Here is an 18,354-nt window from a genome sequence, read left to right as displayed (position 1 = left end):
AACAAAATACCAAATATTTAGATAAATTAATCAGCTTGCTTACGTAAGAAAGCAGGAATATCTAGATAATCGTGTTCTTGATTGCTCCACTGAACAGTTTTTTCATTTATAACTTTAGTAATTATAGGTTTATTATCTTCTGGTAATAGAGATAAACCATGTTGTTTATAACGTTGCTCTATAACCTTTTGTGTAGCTTGTTTACTATTCATTAAAGTATTTTCAGAACGTTTATCTAAACCAATACCAGTTGCAACAACAGTAACACGTAATTCATCTTGCATATCTGGATCTAAAGAAGTACCTATTACTACAGTTGCATCATCAGCAGCAAATGCACGAATAGTATTACCAACAGTTTCAAACTCATCTAAACGTAAATCAAAACCTGCAGTAATATTAACCAATACACCTCTTGTGCCAGATAAATCAATATCTTCTAATAATGGAGATGATATAGCTATTTCAGCTGCTTCTTCAGCACGATCCTCGCCAGAGGCAATACCTGATCCCATCATAGCGTAACCCATTTCAGACATTACGGTACGCACATCTGCAAAGTCAACATTCATAAGACCAGGACGTGTAATTAATTCTGCAATACCTTGTACTGCACCTTTTAATACATCATTAGCTGCACTAAATGCATCTAGCAAAGAAATACCACGACCTAGAACTTTTAATAATTTATCGTTTGGAATAGTAATGAGGGAATCAACATATTTAGATAGTTCCGCAATACCTTGATCTGCAAACGCCATTCGCTTCTTGCCTTCAAAATTAAAAGGTTTAGTTACTACGGCAACAGTCAAAACACCTAAATCTCTAGCAACTTCTGCTACAACTGGTGCTGCCCCAGTACCAGTACCACCTCCCATACCAGCCGCTATAAAAATCATATCAGCCCCTTCTAATGTTGCACGTAAAGCTTCACGATCTTCTTCTGCGGAATGACGACCTACTTCTGGATTTGCACCGGCCCCTAAACCTTTAGTAATTCCAATACCAATTTGAATAGTTTGACTAACAGTAGTTTTACACAAAGCCTGAGCATCTGTATTTATAGCAAAGAATTCTACTCCTGCTATATGCTCACGTACCATGTGCTCTACGGCATTACCACCACCACCGCCAACACCTATTACTTTAATGATGGCATCATTAGTGAATTCTATTGGTTCAAACATATTTTCTCTCCGTTTATACCTCTATTTTCTAGAGATCATTAATACATCAAGATGATGATATTTTGTAAAGGTTAAAACTCTTTTTTTAGCCATGTATTAATCTTTTGAAAAAAATTTCCTATTGAATTTCTTTTTTCTACTTCATGTTCACTTGTAAGATGAAATACTTTTCCATAATGCAGCAATCCAACTGCTGTTGAATAATCAGGTACTTGCGCATAGTCTACAAGACCAGTAATATTCGTAGGGTGTCCAATACGGACTTGAGTACGAAATACTTGTTCTGCACAAGCTATCAATCCATCTATTTGAGCACCACCACCAGTTAGAACAATACCTGCGGACAAATGATGTTTTATACCTTGCTTACTAAGAGTCTTCTGTAGTTGTAATATTTCATTATTAACTAAATTAAGTAATTCAGTATAGCGAGGTTCAATAATTTCAGCTAAAGTTTGTCGCTGTAAGCGACGTGGTGGACGACCTCCTACGCTTGGTACTTCTACGCTTTCATCTTTTTTTACTAAAATACCCATAGCACAACCATAACTAACCTTAATTACTTCTGCATCAACTAATGGAGTGCCAAAAGCATAGGCAATATCACTGGTAACTACGTTACCAGCATAAGGAATAACCTTAGTATAGCGTAGTGCACCACCAGTATATACTGCTATATCCATTGTACCACCACCAATATCTACAACACATACTCCTAGTTCACGCTCATCCTTAGTTAATACAGCATAACTAGCTGCTAGACCAGTAAAAATTAACTGATCAACTTTTAATCTACAACGTTCAACTACTTTAACAATATTTTTAGTCATATCATTATGACAGGTTATTAGATGTACTTTAGCATGCATGCGCACACCTGATAATCCCACTGGATTTTTAATACCTTCTTGATAATCAATAGCATATTCCTGAGGAATAACATGTAAAACACGATGCTCGTCACGAACACGAACTGATTTTGCCGTATGTACTACATTTTCAACATCTTCTAATGTTACTTCTTCTTCAGCAATAGGAACCATTCCTATTTCGTTCTGACAACTTATATGTTTACCAGATAAAGCTAAATATACTGAAGAAATGTGACAATCTGCCATTAATTCAGCTTGATCAATCGCTTGTTGAACACACTTAACAACAGATTCTAAATCGTTCACACCTCCTTTATCCATGCCACGAGATGGACAACTACCTACACCAATGATATTAATAATATCCTCAGGTAATACCTCCCCTACTATAGCCACTACTTTGGCTGTGCCGATCTCTAGTCCAACTACAAGTTTTCTTTCTGTCGACTTCATCATTATTATTTAACCTGTAACGACTTTACTACTAATTAACTTTTACTTGATATGTTCTAGCCCGGTAACATTGGAACTCATACTTACAGCGCTACCTATATTATAGCGCAGATCAATATAATTAATGTGTTGATTTGTCTTATATGCTTGTTGTTGCAGTTCAGGATACATTTCTTCAAATCGTATTAATCGATCTAATAAATTATCACGTCCTAGTTTAAGACGAATATCATTCTCTAAATATAACTGCCATGAGTGACGAGAATTCATTGATATTATTTTTAATTTAAAGTTATTTTTAGTTAATTCTTGATTCATTTTGTAATACCATGCTAACACGTCATGCTCACTACCTTTTGGACCGTATAGTAGAGGCATTTTTTGTCTTAATGTGCGCTCTATCGGTACGCTAAATATATTTCCTTCAGCATCCATTAAAAAAAAATCATTCCAATGAGCTATAGGAATATATTCAATTAAGTAAATATTTATAATATTTGGCCATTGTTTCCGCACACTGACATGCTTAATCCATGGTAAACATTTAATTTTTTTTTGAATAATGCGTATATTATGTGTGACAAAGGTATATGGAATATCTAAAGATAAAATTTTCTGTCTAATATCATTATTACTAGTAAATTGATGTTTTCCAGTAATTACTATTTTAGAGAGCAGTGTATAGTTAGAATGTTTCATCCAGTTTATTAGGATACAACTACTAGTAATTATTAAACTAAGTATAATTAGCATAATAATTATACCAAATAAACGAATAATATTACTACGATGTAATTTTTTACCTTTTGATTTATTAACGTAATTATTTAGGGTTGCTTGTGGCATATTAATTAGCTAACTCTAAAATATAAGAAACTAATTAAAAAAACTGAATTCATAGTAATGCATTGTCATTAGAACCAAACAATGACTATTGACTTCTAGTAAGTAGAATTTATCATCTATATTCATGATTATATTAGCTAATCTCCAATCACTATAATTTAGTTATTAATAGGTTGTATAATCTAAACTGACTAGTTCAGAGAAATATTTTCACTCAAATAACTTGGGCATATGTATTATATTTTTATTAGATAAATACTTAGATTTATTATCATATAACAATCTAGAAAATATGATACAAATAGATGGTAAAATATTCTTACTTAAGAATGCCACAGTATATGCGGCTCGGTATAACCATTGTTCTATTAGAACATCACTGTTATAATGAAAAAATTTTAATATTGTATCATTAAACTTATTAAAATTAGTCCCCTTGCTTAAACTAAAACTAGAAATATTATTATTTAGCTTTATAATTCAAGTTAATTCTAGTTTATTTAATTGGACTAATATTGTTATATCAAACATTGATGAAATTTTTACGTTTAATAGCAATATAAGGAATAACTGGTACACTTAATATTTGCTAAATTAGTTCAATATATAATTTATATATTGCAAAAACAGAAGTTATAACACTACTATGAGTATAAAGTAATTGTAAATATTCAAATAATTTTTGTAGAGTTTAATATTCTCCACTACGCTATGAAAAGCTATCAAAACTTCTATTGTTTAATAGTATTAAATAAAAATATTTAACATCCATAGAATAAGCATCAATACAAGTTTCTATTCAATTATATAATATTATTATGTTTGATTATGAGGATATTTTATTCTTTACTAAAGTACTGTCTAGTAAGATAGTAACTTTTTAGCCATTACGCATTGTATTCATATCTTATATATTAAAATTAAAAGCTTTTAGTTTGTGCGCGGATAATGCTTGCGCTAATTGACCAATATTGCCTGCTCCTTGAATCACAATAAGATCATTATCTTGTAAAAGATAAGCTAATATTACTGGTAAATTTGAAATATCAGGAACTAATATTATATTTAATTTACTGCGGTTACGAATATCACGATATAAAGAATCACTGTCTGCTCCAGGAATTGGTTGTTCACCCGCTGAGTAAACATTTAATATTAATAAAACATCTACTTGAGATAACACATGTATAAAATCTTCATATAGATCTCGAGTACGTGTAAATCTATGTGGCTGGAAAACCATGACCAAACGGCTATTTGGCCAGCCAGAGCGAACAGCTCTGATAGTATAATTTACTTCAGTAGGATGATGACCATAGTCATCAATTAAAATAACTTTACCTTGTTTGCAGTTGACATTATTTAGTGCATACTCACCTAGAAAATCAAAGCGACGTACAATTCCTTGAAAACTTTCTAAAGCTCGTTGAATATGTTCATCCGCAATGCCTGCTTCTATTGCAACAGCAGCAGCTGCTGCTGCATTAAGAGCATTATGACGACCAGGAGATTGTAATGTTATAGTTAAGCGAGGCTTACCTTGACGACAAATCCATAATACTCCCTGAACACCATGTTGCTGGTATAACTCAATACGAACATCTGCATCTTTACTAAATCCATAGGTCGTAAATTTACGATTTATGCGCGATAATAATTGACGTACAATAGGATCATCGATACATAGTACTGCATAACCATAAAAAGGAAGATTATGTAAAAATTTGATAAATATATGTTTTAAATTTTCTAAGTCTCCTTGATAAGTATCCATATGATCAGCTTCAATACTTGTTACAACAGCAACAATAGGATGCAAATATAAAAACGATGCATCACTTTCATCAGCTTCAGCAATTAGATAACGACTAGATCCTAGACGCGAACTAGTACCTACTTCTTTTATTATACCTCCATTAATAAAAGTTGGATCTAAACCTGCTTTAATATAAATACTAGAAATCATAGCTGTAGTAGTAGTTTTTCCATGCGTCCCGGCAATTGCAATGCCATGGCGAAAACGCATTAATTCAGCAAGCATTTCAGCACGATAAATAACTGGAATATGTAATTCACGAGCTGCAATAATTTCTGGATTATCTACAGCAATGGCCGTTGAAACTACTACTACATTTGCATTTTTTGTATTTTCTGAACTATGATAGAAATAAATTTGAACTCCTAATTCTACTAGTTGTTGAGTTACTATATTGGGTGATAAATCAGAACCACTAATATGATATCCTTCATGAACTAATACTTTAGCAATACTTCCCATGCCCTCACCGCCTATACCTACAAAATGAATATGCTGAATACGATTCATTTTAGGTATATTAGCACGCATATTATTTATTTTTTTTATATTTATATTCTTATTCACTGTATTTCAGTTCTATCATTTTAATTGAATGAATTGATATTAATTATTTAGTATGTTGATATATAGACAATATATTATTTTGCTAATTCACAAATTACAGATACTATGCGTTCTGTAGAATCTAAAATTGCAGAAGCACGAGATTTTTCTGCCATCTCTAAAAGAATCTGACGATTCCATAATGCTAACGTAGTTGCAACTGACTCAATAGTAAACTGTGACTGTTCAATAATTTTTGCAGCTCCTATACGTTCTAATCGTAATGCATTCCAGTATTGTTGACGATCTTTATGTACAAAGGGAACAAACAACGCTGGTAAACCAACCGCAGAAATTTCACTAACTGTTAAAGCGCCTGATCGGCATATCACAACATCAGCCCAATTATAAGCAATAGATATATCATCAATAAATTCAGTTAATTTATGTTGTTTTTGTCCGATATGATAATAATACCTTAATACTTCTGGTAGAGCACCTTTTCCTACTTGATGCCATAAGGTGATTTTATTACCTAATTTTTTAGCTACTTTAGGCATTATTTGATTTAAAATATGTGCTCCTTGACTACCACCCATCACTAAAATACGGATAGGTCCTATACGACCTGAAAAACGTTGTCTAGGTGTTGGTAAATTTAGTAAAGTTGCACGTATTGGATTACCAACTTCAGGTTTATTTGACAGTGCACCTGGGAAAAGCTTGTAATAAACGTTTTGCAATAATTGCTAGATAACTATTAGTTAAACCTATAACACTATTTTGTTCATGCAAAATAACAGGAATTTTGCATAGCCAAGCAGCTAAAACACTCGGACCAGAAACATATCCCCCCATTCCTAATACAATATTAGGTTGATATTTTTTTATAAAATATTTAGCTTGAATAACCGCACGTAAAATTTTTATTGAAGCTATGAATTGAGCTTTTAAACCTTTACTACGTAATCCTGAAATTTTAATACAATCAATATTTATACCATGTTTAGGAACTAAATGAGATTCCATGTGATCAGCAGTTCCTAACCAACGAACCTCCCATCCTTTAGCTTGTAAATAATTAGCTATTACTATCCCCGGAAATATATGTCCGCCAGTGCCACCAGCTGCAATTATCAAACATTTATTTTTTTGACTATTACTATGACCACTCATTTAGAACTCCTCAAAATTGCCTGTGTTGTTTCTAAACGAGTTTCATAATCAATTCGTAATAATAAACCTAAAGAGGTTGATACTACTAATAAACTAGATCCACCATAACTAAGTAATGGAAAAGTTAATCCCTTTGTAGGCAATATACCTATAACAGTTCCGACATTTACTATTACCTGAAAACTAAACCAAATACCTATAGCGCATGCTAAAAAACCAGCAAAATGTTGATTAATTTTTAATGCTTGTTGTCCTATAGACATTGCACGAAAAGTTATACAAAATACCATACATAAGACTACAGCCACACCAAAATACCCAAGTTCTTCGCCTAGAATTGCAAAAATAAAGTCAGTATGAGCTTCGGGTAAATATTCTAATTTTTGTACTGAATTACCTAACCCCTGTCCCCAAAAATTACCGCGACCAAAAGCCATTAGTGATTGAGTTAACTGATAACCACTCCCAAAAGGATCGGCCCATGGATTCCAAAAAGATATAATACGGCGCATACGATAAGGTTCAATAATAATTAGTAATACTACAGTAAAAATACCAGAACAAATAATAGCTATAAACTGCCATATTTTTGCACCAACCAAAAATAATAACCCCAGGGTAGTTACAAATAATACAATTACTGTACCTAAGTCAGGTTGTGCTAATAGCAAGATATCTAATACCACCATTATACTCATAGGCTTACAAAAACCCCATAAATTAGAACGAATTTCGTTAACTTTGCGTACAAGATAACTGGATAGATAGTTGCACATAGCTAACTTAGATATCTCAGCTGGCTGAATATGTATAGCACCAAAAGATATCCAACGTAAAGCACCATTGACTGAGCTACCCAGTAATAGAATAATCAATAGCATAACAATAGATACGAGCAAAAAAGCATTAGTATAACGTTGCCAAATTTTAATTGGCATGCACAACGTTACTATGGATAATATAAAAGATAAAACTAAGTAGAGTACATCACGTCTTACAAATAAAAATGGATCTTTCGCTAAACGCTGACCAATAGGCATTGAAGCTGACATAATCATTACAAAACCAATAGCAGTTAACCCTATAGTTAACCAGAGCAAGGTACGATCATATAACACTATCATCTCCCTTTATTACTTTTATTTGCGCTTGCTATCTATGTATAAATTATATTAATAATGCTTAAATAAAGAAATGATAATTTTAAGTAACATTATGTATATAATAATAAATACATTAGCCTAGCTCTTTAGCGAGAAGAGTAAATTCATTACCACGTTGTGCAAAATTTTCAAACTGGTCAGTACTCGCACAAGCTGGAGAAAGCAAAACTACATCACCAGATTTTACTTTAGTAGCAATAATACGCATTGCACTTTCCATGGTATCAGTAATCTCAGCTATATCAAAGCGTAACTTAGCTAGTTCTCTGCTATCTCGGCCAAAACAATACAAACGTATATTGTCTCCTTGAATATATTGTGTTAAAGAACTAAAATTAGCAGATTTACCGTTACCACCTAATAAAAGATGCAAGATACCATCTACATGTAAATTATTAAAAGCAGCTATAGTACTATGTACATTAGTTGCTTTAGAGTCATTAATCCAACGAACGCCATTATTTTCTAACACGAGCTGAAAGATATGAGGAAGACCAGAAAAAGTAGTTAATGCTTTTATACTTGCAAATCGCGGAATACCAATAGCATCCGATAAGGCTAATGCAGCTAAAATATTAGTAAGATTATGCTGTCCAGTAATATTAATTTTATACGTATTTAAGATATTTGTACCATTAACACACAACCATGTTTCACCACGGTAATTATTAAGATAATAGTTACCTACGTTAACACCAAAGCTTAAGTAATTAGAAAAATTTTTACAGATAGGCATAGTTAATTTATCGTCAGCATTTATAATACAAATTTTTGCATTGTTATATATAGACAATTTTACAGCATGATATTGCTGTAACCCAAGCGGGTAACGATCCATATGATCTTCAGTAACATTGAGAATAGTAGCTACTGCAGCTTGTAAATTAATAGTAGTTTCAAGTTGAAAGCTAGAAAGCTCTAGTACATAAAGATCATATTCTTGTTGTAATAATGTTAAAGCAGGTATTCCTATATTTCCACCTACACCAACTTTCCAGCCTGCAGATTTAGCCATGTGTCCTACTAAAGTTGTTACGGTACTTTTTCCATTTGAACCTGTAATAGCAACTATTGGTACCTTAGATTCACGACACAATAATTCTATATCACTAATAATTTTAATATTCATCTTAGCGGCTAGTCTTAAAGCAGGATCAGCTAAATTAATACTAGGACTTACAATAATAAGATCCGCATCCATCAACCAATCTTGATTTATATTTCCAAGATGATATTCAATATTTTTTGGAAGTTTATCTAAATTAGGCGGAGAAACACGTGTATCAATAACACGTGGCTTGACTCCTAGCGTTATAAAAAAATTAATACAAGAAATACCAGTTATGCCTAAGCCAAGAATAACAATTTTCTGACCCTGATAATTTACCATAATTAACGTACCTCTAATATTACCAAACTAATTAAAATGAACATAAAAGAAATAATCCAAAAACGCACGATTACTGTAGTTTCTGGCCATCCTTTTAATTCATAATGATGATGAATTGGTGCCATACGAAAAATACGTTTTCCAAATAATTGAAAGCTACCTACCTGTAATATAACAGATAAGGTTTCCACAACAAACATACCACCCATAATAACTAAAAGAAATTCTTCATGTAATAATACTGCTATAGTACCTAAAGCACCACCTAAAGCTAAAGAACCTATATCCCCCATGAAGATCTGAGCTGGATAAGTATTAAACCATAAAAATCCTACACCTGCTCCAACAATAGCAGCGCACACAATAACTAATTCACTTGCATCACAAAAATAAGGTATATTAAAGTATGTAGCAAAATATATATTACTCTTTATCCAAGCTAATAACCCCATTCCTGAGGCAACAAATATTGTAGGAATAATAACTAAACCATCTAGACCGTCTGTTAGATTAACTGCGTTACTAGTACCAACAATAACAAAATAACTAATTAAAATAGATAATAAACTCATTAGTTGTGGTATAATACTTTTACAAGATACGAATATTAGATCTATTGTTAGAGTTCCTTTGCTAATTCTATAGATAATAAATGAAACTACTAGAGCAACTACTGACTGCCAAAAGTATTTCCAACGTGCTATAAGACCCTTAGTTGTTTTAAGAGTTATTTTACGGTAATCATCGATAAATCCTATAATACTATAGCTAAATATTACGAATAAAACACACCATACATATTTAGATAGATATGCCCACATTAAAACTGAAATTATAATAGATATGACTATTATAAAACCACCCATTGTTGGCGTACCTTGTTTTTTAAAATGCGATTTAGGCCCGTCGTTACGAATGATTTGCCCTAAAGACATTTTTTGTAGATAAACAATCATTGAAGGGCTAATGCATATAGATAGAAAGAACGCGGTTAGTACACTAGCAATTGATCGAAATTTCATATAAGAAAAAACATGAAAACCAGCATAGTATTTGACTAAGTATTCTGTAATAGAGACTAACATTATTGATATCTCCTAATTTTCTGTACAGATAAACTGCGTACTATTTTATCCATAGCAGAATTACGTGAACCCTTGACTAAAATAGTAATTTCTATATGTGTACGTAATATATCTTTTAAATATGCAATTAAAGATATTTGATCTGTAAAATGTTTGCCAAGACCACTCGATTTACTAATAAGATAACTTAAGCCGCCAAAACTTAATACTCTATCAATGCCTGCTGCTCTAATAGCAATACCTACTTGAATATGATATTCCTTTGCTTTAACACCTAATTCATCCATATAACCAACAACCATTATTTTATACCCAGATGTTATACCAAGAAATTGAGCAGCAGCAATCATAGAACTTACATTAGCATTGTAACTATCATCAAGTATTAATTGCTGTGAATTTAAAGAAATTGGATATAAACGACCAGGAATTGTTTTTAACTGACTGAGTCCTTGTCGTACATTATCCAGTGTTGCACTAACAGACATTGTTAATGCAGTAGCAGCTAAAACATTCGCAATATTATGATAACCAAGTAATGGTATTACTACTGATATAGCACCAAATGGTGTATGAAGTTTAAATGAAGTATTTTGATGTGTTACATGTATGCAGGTAGCAAAAAATTCTACCGATCTATTTTTTTGCAGTGAAAAACGCCATAAGCGCTGATTAGTTATTTTGTTTTGCCAGTTTTTCCAATCATTACTATCCGCATTGATAATAGCCGTTCCATTTGTTGCTAAACCATTAAATATTTCTCCTTTAGCCTGAGCTACTCCGGCTAAAGAACCAAAACCATCCAAATGAGCCACCGCTATATTATTAATTAATACACTTTCTGCTTTGACTAAATTTATCATATAAGAAATTTCACCAATATGGTTAGCACCCAATTCTATTACAGCGAATTTATGTTTTGGTTTTAAAAGTAATAACGTTAATGGTACTCCGATATCATTATTAAAATTACCAGAAGTATAGAGAACATTCCCACAATGATGTAAAATTGCAGCACTTATCTCTTTAACTGACGTTTTACCTGAAGAACCAGTTAAAGCAATCATACGTATTGTTATTTGTTGACGTACCCATGCACTAAGTAAACCGAGTGCAATACGAGTATCAGATACCAAAATCTGTGATATATTAATTGGTAAATATTTACTTATTAATAAAGCTAGTGCTCCTTTTCTTATAGCATCTATAGCAAAATTATGTGCATCAAATTTTTTTCCTTTTAATGCAATAAATATACAATTGTTATTAATTTTTCTTGTATCTATAGCTACATTATTAATTTTAATATCAGCACCAATTAATTGTCCGTGAACAATTTTAGCTATCATCTGCAAGGACATGGTAATCATTATCAATTCCTAAGCAAATGAGTAACAATTTCACGATCAGAATAATACAATTGGTTATTGCCAATAAGTTGATAATTTTCATGACCTTTTCCTACAAGAAGAATAATATCATTAGATTTTGCTTGTATGATGGAATTAGTTACTGCTGCAGTACGATCTAAAATGACTTGTACATTTTTAGTATCAAACATTCCTTTAAGGATATCAGCTACTATAGATTCTGGATCTTCTTGACGAGGATTATCATTAGTAATTATAATATGATCTGCATATCTCTCAGAGATTCTACCCATAATTGGACGTTTCCCTTGATCACGCTGACCACCACATCCAAATACACACCACAATTTTCCTTTACACTTAAAACGCATAGTGATTAGAGTTTTATTTAGTGCATCTGGTGTATGTGCGTAATCAACTACGACAGTTGGCTTGTTTGATGAAGTAAAAATTTCCATGCGACCAATTACTGGCTGTAGTTGTACTGAAGTCTTGCATAACTCATATAATGAATAGTTAAGCGTTAGCATTGTTGCTGTAGCAAGTAGTAGGTTACTAATATTAAATCTACCTATCAAAGAGCTCTTTAGCTTACCTGTGCCCCATGAAGAGTTAAATAAAATATTTGCATATCTATTTTGATAGATTATTTTATTTACTGCAATCCAGCGTCCAGACCAATTTTTTGGTAAACGATTTAATGTAGTAACAGCTACTGCATTAGGTAACTTACACAACCAATGATGACCCACTGCATCATCAGCATTAATAATTTGGTGATCACTATGATGAGTAGAGAATAGTAACCATTTAGCTTGTTGATAATTATTCATATTACCATGATAATCCAAATGATCACGACTTAGATTAGTAAAAACCGTTACATTAAATGGTAATGCTGCAACACGATCTTGAATTAGACCATGTGAAGATACCTCTATAGCTACTAATGTTGCTCCTTTAGATACTAATTCATACAGTAAAGATTGAATATCAATAGCTGACCCAGTCGTATTTGCACTTTGGTCTAGTTTTCCTAATAAACCATTTCCTATTGTTCCCATTACTGCGCTTATTTCTCCTAATAATTTTCCCCATTGAGCCAATAATTGCGTAATGGTAGTTTTACCATTAGTACCTGTGACACCTATTAAATGTAATTTATTACCTGGATGATGATAAAATCTTCCAGCTAGCATTGAAAGATGTGAATTCAATTTATTAAGGTAAATAATAGGAACATTATATTTTTTAATAATAGTAGAATCTTCTATTTCTCCATTAGCTTCTGCAATAACTGCAGCTACTCCTTGTGATATAGCTTGTGGAATATACAGACAACCATTTGTTTGGTGACCAACGATGGCTACAAAAAGATCACCCACCATGGTATTTCGGCTATCTAAGGTTATGCTGTGTAAAAAGATATCAGGGGCATTAGATAGCCAAGGAATTAATAGTGAATGTAAATTATGATTAATCATTGATACCAAAATCCTTGATGATTTAATTATGCTCTAAGCATTGGTACATAATGCATCTGGTTCAACATTCATAATACGTAATACGCTACTCATTATAGAGCTAAATATAGGAGCAGATACAATACCACCATAATATTTGCCAGCCTGCGGATCATTAATAACTACAACTAAAGCAAAACGAGGATTACTAGCAGGTGCTATACCAGCTACATATGCAACATATTTATTAATATAATAACCATCAGCACCTACTTTTTTAGCCGTACCAGTCTTAATTGCAATACGGTAGCTTTTTACTGCAGCCTTAGTTCCACCACCACCGGGTAATGCGACACTTTCCATCATATGTAATACTTTACGTACTATTAATTCAGGAAATACTCGTTTTCCTAGAATAGGTGATTTAACTGTAGTAATTGATAATGGACGATATATACCTAAACTACCAATAGTTGCATAAGCACGTGCTAATTGTAATGGTGTTACCATTAGTCCATATCCGAAAGAAAAAGTAGCTCTATCTATATCAGACCAACGTTTTTTTTTAGGATAAATACCACTACTTTCTCCAATCAATCCTAAATTGGTCTTTTTATCTAATCCAAAATGTGAATACATTTCAATTAATGAATACGGTGACATTGATAATGCTAATTTTGATACACCTACATTACTAGATTTTTGTAAAATACCTGTTATGGATAATTCTTTATAATATGCAACATCTTTAATTTGGTGTCCATTAATAAAATAAGGGAGAGTATTAATTATACTATTTTCTTTAACTATATTGCTTTGCAGGGCAGCCATAATTACCATTGGTTTTACTGTTGATCCAGGTTCAAAAATATCAGTTATAGCTCGGTTACGCATATTTTTTTTAGGAACATTTGTTAAATTATTTGGATTATATGACGGGCTATTAGCCATAGCTAAAACTTCACCGGTTTTAACATCTATTAAGACTGCAGTACCAGATTCTGCTTTATTAAGTGTAACTGCATTTTTTAGTTCATCATATATTAGTACTTGCAGACGCTCGTCAATACTTAATGTAAGATTACGTGCATCCTCACTATGTATATATGATATATCTTCGATAACACGTCCAAAGCGATCTTTACGTACTATACGTTTACCAGGTTGACCAGATAACAAATGATTAAAACTTTTTTCAATGCCTTCAATTCCTTGACCATCAATATTAGTAATACCAATAATATGCGCAGTAACTTGTCCAGCAGGATAATAACGGCGAGATTCCTTTTGTTGGAAAATTCCTGGTATTTTTAATTGATGAATATACCCTGCTATTACTGGGTTAACTTGACGTGCTAAATAAGTAAAACGATTTTTAGGATGAGCATTAATACGATCTACTATTTTATTGAATGGCATTTCTAGTGCATTAGCTAAAGCTTTCCATCGAGTATCTAGAGTAATATTTCCGTACTCATGTACTATTTTGGGGTCAGCCCAAATTGCATTTACAGGGACGCTAACTGCTAATGGACGTCCTGCTCGATCACTAATCATACCTCGTGAGGTTATAATACTCTGAATTCTTAATGAACGTGCATCACTTTGATGTACTAAAAGACCAGGGTTAATAATTTGTAGATAAGCAATACGTCCCAATAAAATTATTAATGCAATATATATGCAACCAAATAATAAGACAAAACGCCATCTAACAAAATTGACCTTATCTTTATAAATATTTAATGTTCTTAAGCGAACTACTTTCATTGATGATACATTGACAAATGTTTAAGTAAATTTATTAAAATACACTTTATATTTAATCATTTATTTTTTATTAAAATTCTTTCTTTAAGTGGATCTACATATTGCATTTGTAATTTTTTAATTGCAATGTTTCCCACACGATTATGATCCCCTAATACATTTTCTTCCAAAATTAAATTTCTCCATTCGTTATCGAGTTGATTACATTCAAGTATTAACTGTTCACGTTGAACTGTTAATAAACGCGTTTTATATGTTATTAAAACAACTAATATTGCTGATAATAGCGTACTACAAAATAACAACATAGAAAGCTTATTTGTATTAAAAATATCTCTAATAATAATAAGAATTAGTGTGTTTTTATGTTTATTAATCATTTAGATGTTCTTTCAGCAAAGCGTAATATTGCGCTACGGGCTCTTGGATTAAGACTTACGTCTACTTTACTCGCTTTTATTTTACCAGTATTTTTAAACTTACGATTACAATAATTACGTAGTTGAGATTCTGTTAGAGGAATATTAGTTGGTAATTGAGTATTGCAGCTATAATGATGAATAAATTTTTTAATTATACGGTCTTCTAAAGAATGAAAACTAATAATTGATAGACATCCTTCAGGTGCTAATATTTTTAAAATACCATTTAATGCACATTTAATTTCTTCTAATTCGTTATTAATATAGATACGTATTGCTTGAAAACTACGTGTTGCAGGATGTTTGTTATTTTTTTGAAATGGTATAACTTTTGTAATTAAAGTTGCTAGTTCATGTGTGCGAGTTATAGGATTAATACGATTTTGTTGAATAATGGCACGAGCAATACGATTGGCGAATCGTTCTTCGCCAAAATTTTTAAGTACCCAAGAAATATTTTTTTCTGATTTCATTAACCATTCAGCAGCAAATAATCCGCATGTTTGATCCATACGCATATCCAATGGACCGTCTCTCATAAAAGAAAAGCCACGTTTAGGATCATCAAGCTGTGGTGAAGATACACCAAGATCAAGTAATATACCATTAATTTGACCTTCTAGACCTAATTTTTGAATATAATTAGCTATATTAGACAAGAGACCATGGCTAATGGAAAAACGTGGGTCAGTTATTTTTGCCGCTACTGCTATAGCTTGAGGATCACGATCAAAAGCTATCAATCGACCTTTTGTACCTAGACGAGATAATAATAAGCGTGAATGACCACCAAGACCAAAAGTACCATCAATATAAATACCATTACTACGAATTTTAAGACAATTTATGGCCTCATAAAGAAATACAGTCTTATGTTGATATTTTTCTTCTGACATAATTACACTGTTTAATCCTTGCAACTGTTAAATAAAATATTTATTTATATACATATTTTTTACATATAAATATTTTTATAGTTAGTGTATTACATATCATATTGAAAAAAATAATTTATTGATAAAATTACATTTATAAAATGTATTAACTAATATTAGTTTTATTCTTAATAATTAAGAAAAAAATATGTTACTTAACATGTATAAATATAGTTATAATGATATGAAGGTAATACATTATAGATTATAAATATTAATGTATCATTTTTACTAAAAATTAATATATAATAATTTTATTTATTATCAAAAGATATAATACAAATTATTTATAATTTATTACTTAATAATAATTAGTTTAATTTATTATATTAAAGTTGCTTAATATTATTTAATATCAAAATTAATGTAATAATTATTTGTATAAAATATTTTATTTCTGTTATACTAATTATATAATAATTTTTTAAATATTATGATATTTTATAAAAAAGTAAAAGATATTAAATTAGCAACAGTTATAGTTCAATATTTAAAAATAAGAAAAATATTTTTAGTAAATTTTATTGTTTAGTAAAATATTTATTTATATATAACAAATATTACTTTATTTTTAATATATAATTGTATTTTAATATATTATAATTAAATCTTCTCATTTTAAGTAATTATTATAGTACTACTATATTGAGTATTTAGAGTATTATTATTTTTATTAAAATCACTGCATTAACTATAAAGTAATGATAATATCAATCTAATTTAAACATAAAACAAATATTTAATGATTTGATTCAAGATTGTTATGCATCATTAGTATGACATAGTAATATTATTTGTAATATCTCTAAATATTGGTATTATTAATTAATATTATTTTCATATAAAATAATTCTTATGTCATATAACATTAATAATAAAATACACTTATTAATATTCGTTATTTATCTATATTACCATTATTAGTAATTTAAATAATTATTGGTCAATATTAAGTGAGTATATAATATATATTATTATAGTATATCAAATTTTACAGTTAAATAATATTTTTTATCTTGATTCACTATACATTTAATATTATTTATTTTTAATATAGTTAATTAATAATTTTTTCAACATATTGAAACTAATGATTACTATGCAAATAGTATTATAAATGATTACAAAATAATATTTAGATATTACTTTTATTAATATTTTTGTATATTTAATATTAATAATATAAATAATACGTAGTATAAAATATTATTATAAACTATATAATAGGTAATAATGCTAATAATTAGCACACACTTATTAATGCATATATTAATAAATTAATCTATTATTAGTGAAAAAACATTTTTGTGCAAGAAAATATGTAATATGAATATATAATATTATTGTATAAGCTCGTATTTATAGTGAAAACTATTCTTTTTTAAAATGAATAATATTTATTATGATAAATTATTAATGCTTTGTAAAATACAATATTACTTGATACTATATATAATGGTATAATTATTAAGCAATAAATATTATTTATAATAATTACTATTATAGTATTTACAATCTATTTAAATAACTAATTTTTTTATGAATAGCGCATAATTATTAATTATCATTTTATATATAAAAATATTGTTCTAATATATTAATTTTTATCTTTAAATTAGTAATACTTTTATATTAGTTAAATATTTAATTTTTCTACTATAGTTATTTTAATAGTATTTGTATAAGTTTTATATGATATTTTTAATAGAATAATAACTTAATTGCTTGTTTATAAGAATATTATTATAACATATATATTTTAAATTAAACAATTTAGATCAGCGATCTTTATATTAATTATATTATATAATAATTTTATTTAACAAATAAGTAATTTGAATTTATGTTTAAGTTAAATAT

The 18,354-nt window shown here is 30.1% G+C and carries 12 protein-coding genes and 2 pseudogenes; all 14 read right to left on the bottom strand.

Annotated features, from left to right (window positions below; genetic code table 11):
- Nucleotides 1-26 precede the first annotated feature (26 nt).
- Nucleotides 27-1,187 carry a cell division protein FtsZ gene (ftsZ, locus tag GII40_RS00890; RefSeq protein WP_226813519.1) on the bottom strand — a complete coding sequence of 387 codons (1,161 nt, stop codon included), beginning with the start codon at nt 1,185-1,187 and terminating at the stop codon, nt 27-29.
- A 71-nt stretch (nt 1,188-1,258) separates the two neighbouring features.
- A complete protein-coding gene (gene ftsA / locus GII40_RS00885) occupies nt 1,259-2,515 on the bottom strand; it encodes a cell division protein FtsA (RefSeq protein ID WP_226813518.1) in 1,257 nt (418 codons plus the stop codon).
- A gap of 39 nt (nt 2,516-2,554) precedes the next feature.
- Nucleotides 2,555-3,358, bottom strand: a complete 804-nt coding sequence (locus GII40_RS00880; RefSeq protein WP_226813517.1) for a cell division protein FtsQ/DivIB — start codon at nt 3,356-3,358, stop codon at nt 2,555-2,557.
- Nucleotides 3,359-3,568: 210 nt separating this feature from the next.
- Nucleotides 3,569-3,817 (bottom strand): D-alanine--D-alanine ligase, encoded by a 249-nt coding sequence (locus tag GII40_RS03165; protein ID WP_226813620.1) that lies wholly within the window; start codon nt 3,815-3,817, stop codon nt 3,569-3,571.
- A gap of 448 nt (nt 3,818-4,265) precedes the next feature.
- Complete coding sequence (murC, locus tag GII40_RS00870; RefSeq protein ID WP_420885598.1) at nt 4,266-5,705, bottom strand: UDP-N-acetylmuramate--L-alanine ligase; 1,440 nt, start codon at nt 5,703-5,705, stop codon at nt 4,266-4,268.
- A 110-nt stretch (nt 5,706-5,815) separates the two neighbouring features.
- Nucleotides 5,816-6,896 (bottom strand): annotated as a pseudogene (gene murG / locus GII40_RS00865) (undecaprenyldiphospho-muramoylpentapeptide beta-N-acetylglucosaminyltransferase).
- A pseudogene (gene ftsW, locus GII40_RS00860) lies at nt 6,893-8,017 on the bottom strand (cell division protein FtsW); the annotation flags it as partial. The pseudogenes ftsW and murG, both read right to left, overlap by 4 nt.
- Before the next feature lie 115 nt (nt 8,018-8,132).
- The gene (murD, locus tag GII40_RS00855; protein WP_226813516.1) at nt 8,133-9,449 is read right to left on the bottom strand and encodes a UDP-N-acetylmuramoyl-L-alanine--D-glutamate ligase; all 1,317 of its coding nucleotides are present in this window, start codon (nt 9,447-9,449) and stop codon (nt 8,133-8,135) included.
- Between the two features lie 2 nt (nt 9,450-9,451).
- Nucleotides 9,452-10,534 (bottom strand): phospho-N-acetylmuramoyl-pentapeptide-transferase, encoded by a 1,083-nt coding sequence (mraY, locus tag GII40_RS00850; RefSeq protein WP_226813515.1) that lies wholly within the window; start codon nt 10,532-10,534, stop codon nt 9,452-9,454.
- Complete coding sequence (murF, locus tag GII40_RS00845; protein ID WP_226813514.1) at nt 10,534-11,904, bottom strand: UDP-N-acetylmuramoyl-tripeptide--D-alanyl-D-alanine ligase; 1,371 nt, start codon at nt 11,902-11,904, stop codon at nt 10,534-10,536. The genes mraY and murF overlap by 1 nt, the downstream gene beginning before the upstream one ends.
- Before the next feature lie 2 nt (nt 11,905-11,906).
- Nucleotides 11,907-13,388 carry a UDP-N-acetylmuramoyl-L-alanyl-D-glutamate--2,6-diaminopimelate ligase gene (gene murE, locus GII40_RS00840; RefSeq protein ID WP_226813513.1) on the bottom strand — a complete coding sequence of 494 codons (1,482 nt, stop codon included), beginning with the start codon at nt 13,386-13,388 and terminating at the stop codon, nt 11,907-11,909.
- A 33-nt stretch (nt 13,389-13,421) separates the two neighbouring features.
- Entirely contained in the window at nt 13,422-15,137 is a 1,716-nt protein-coding gene (gene ftsI, locus GII40_RS00835; protein ID WP_226813512.1) for a peptidoglycan glycosyltransferase FtsI, read from the bottom strand.
- 56 nt (nt 15,138-15,193) lie between these two features.
- On the bottom strand, nt 15,194-15,517 hold the full coding sequence (gene ftsL / locus GII40_RS00830; protein ID WP_226813511.1) for a cell division protein FtsL: 324 nt from the start codon (nt 15,515-15,517) through the stop codon (nt 15,194-15,196).
- Complete coding sequence (rsmH, locus tag GII40_RS00825) at nt 15,514-16,455, bottom strand: 16S rRNA (cytosine(1402)-N(4))-methyltransferase RsmH (RefSeq protein WP_226813510.1); 942 nt, start codon at nt 16,453-16,455, stop codon at nt 15,514-15,516. Before rsmH ends, ftsL begins: the two co-directional genes overlap by 4 nt.
- Between the last annotated feature and the right edge of the window lie 1,899 nt (nt 16,456-18,354).

Origin of the sequence: Candidatus Profftia lariciata (assembly GCF_020541265.1) — a bacterium.
In the GTDB taxonomy this organism is placed as follows: domain Bacteria; phylum Pseudomonadota; class Gammaproteobacteria; order Enterobacterales; family Enterobacteriaceae; genus Profftia; species Profftia lariciata.
This window is presented reverse-complemented; position numbering and strand designations above follow the sequence as displayed.

Excerpts from the sequence above, each read along its gene's own strand:
- ftsZ (WP_226813519.1), bottom strand. The coding sequence starts at position 1,187 with ATGTTTGAACCAATAGAATTCACTAATGATGCCATCATTAAAGTAATA.
- ftsA (WP_226813518.1), bottom strand. The coding sequence starts at position 2,515 with ATGATGAAGTCGACAGAAAGAAAACTTGTAGTTGGACTAGAGATCGGC.
- GII40_RS00880 (WP_226813517.1), bottom strand. The coding sequence starts at position 3,358 with ATGCCACAAGCAACCCTAAATAATTACGTTAATAAATCAAAAGGTAAA.
- murC (WP_420885598.1), bottom strand. The coding sequence starts at position 5,705 with ATGCGTGCTAATATACCTAAAATGAATCGTATTCAGCATATTCATTTT.
- murD (WP_226813516.1), bottom strand. The coding sequence starts at position 9,449 with ATGGTAAATTATCAGGGTCAGAAAATTGTTATTCTTGGCTTAGGCATA.
- mraY (WP_226813515.1), bottom strand. The coding sequence starts at position 10,534 with ATGTTAGTCTCTATTACAGAATACTTAGTCAAATACTATGCTGGTTTT.
- murF (WP_226813514.1), bottom strand. The coding sequence starts at position 11,904 with ATGATTACCATGTCCTTGCAGATGATAGCTAAAATTGTTCACGGACAA.
- murE (WP_226813513.1), bottom strand. The coding sequence starts at position 13,388 with ATGATTAATCATAATTTACATTCACTATTAATTCCTTGGCTATCTAAT.
- ftsI (WP_226813512.1), bottom strand. The coding sequence starts at position 15,137 with ATGAAAGTAGTTCGCTTAAGAACATTAAATATTTATAAAGATAAGGTC.
- ftsL (WP_226813511.1), bottom strand. The coding sequence starts at position 15,517 with ATGATTAATAAACATAAAAACACACTAATTCTTATTATTATTAGAGAT.
- rsmH (WP_226813510.1), bottom strand. The coding sequence starts at position 16,455 with ATGTCAGAAGAAAAATATCAACATAAGACTGTATTTCTTTATGAGGCC.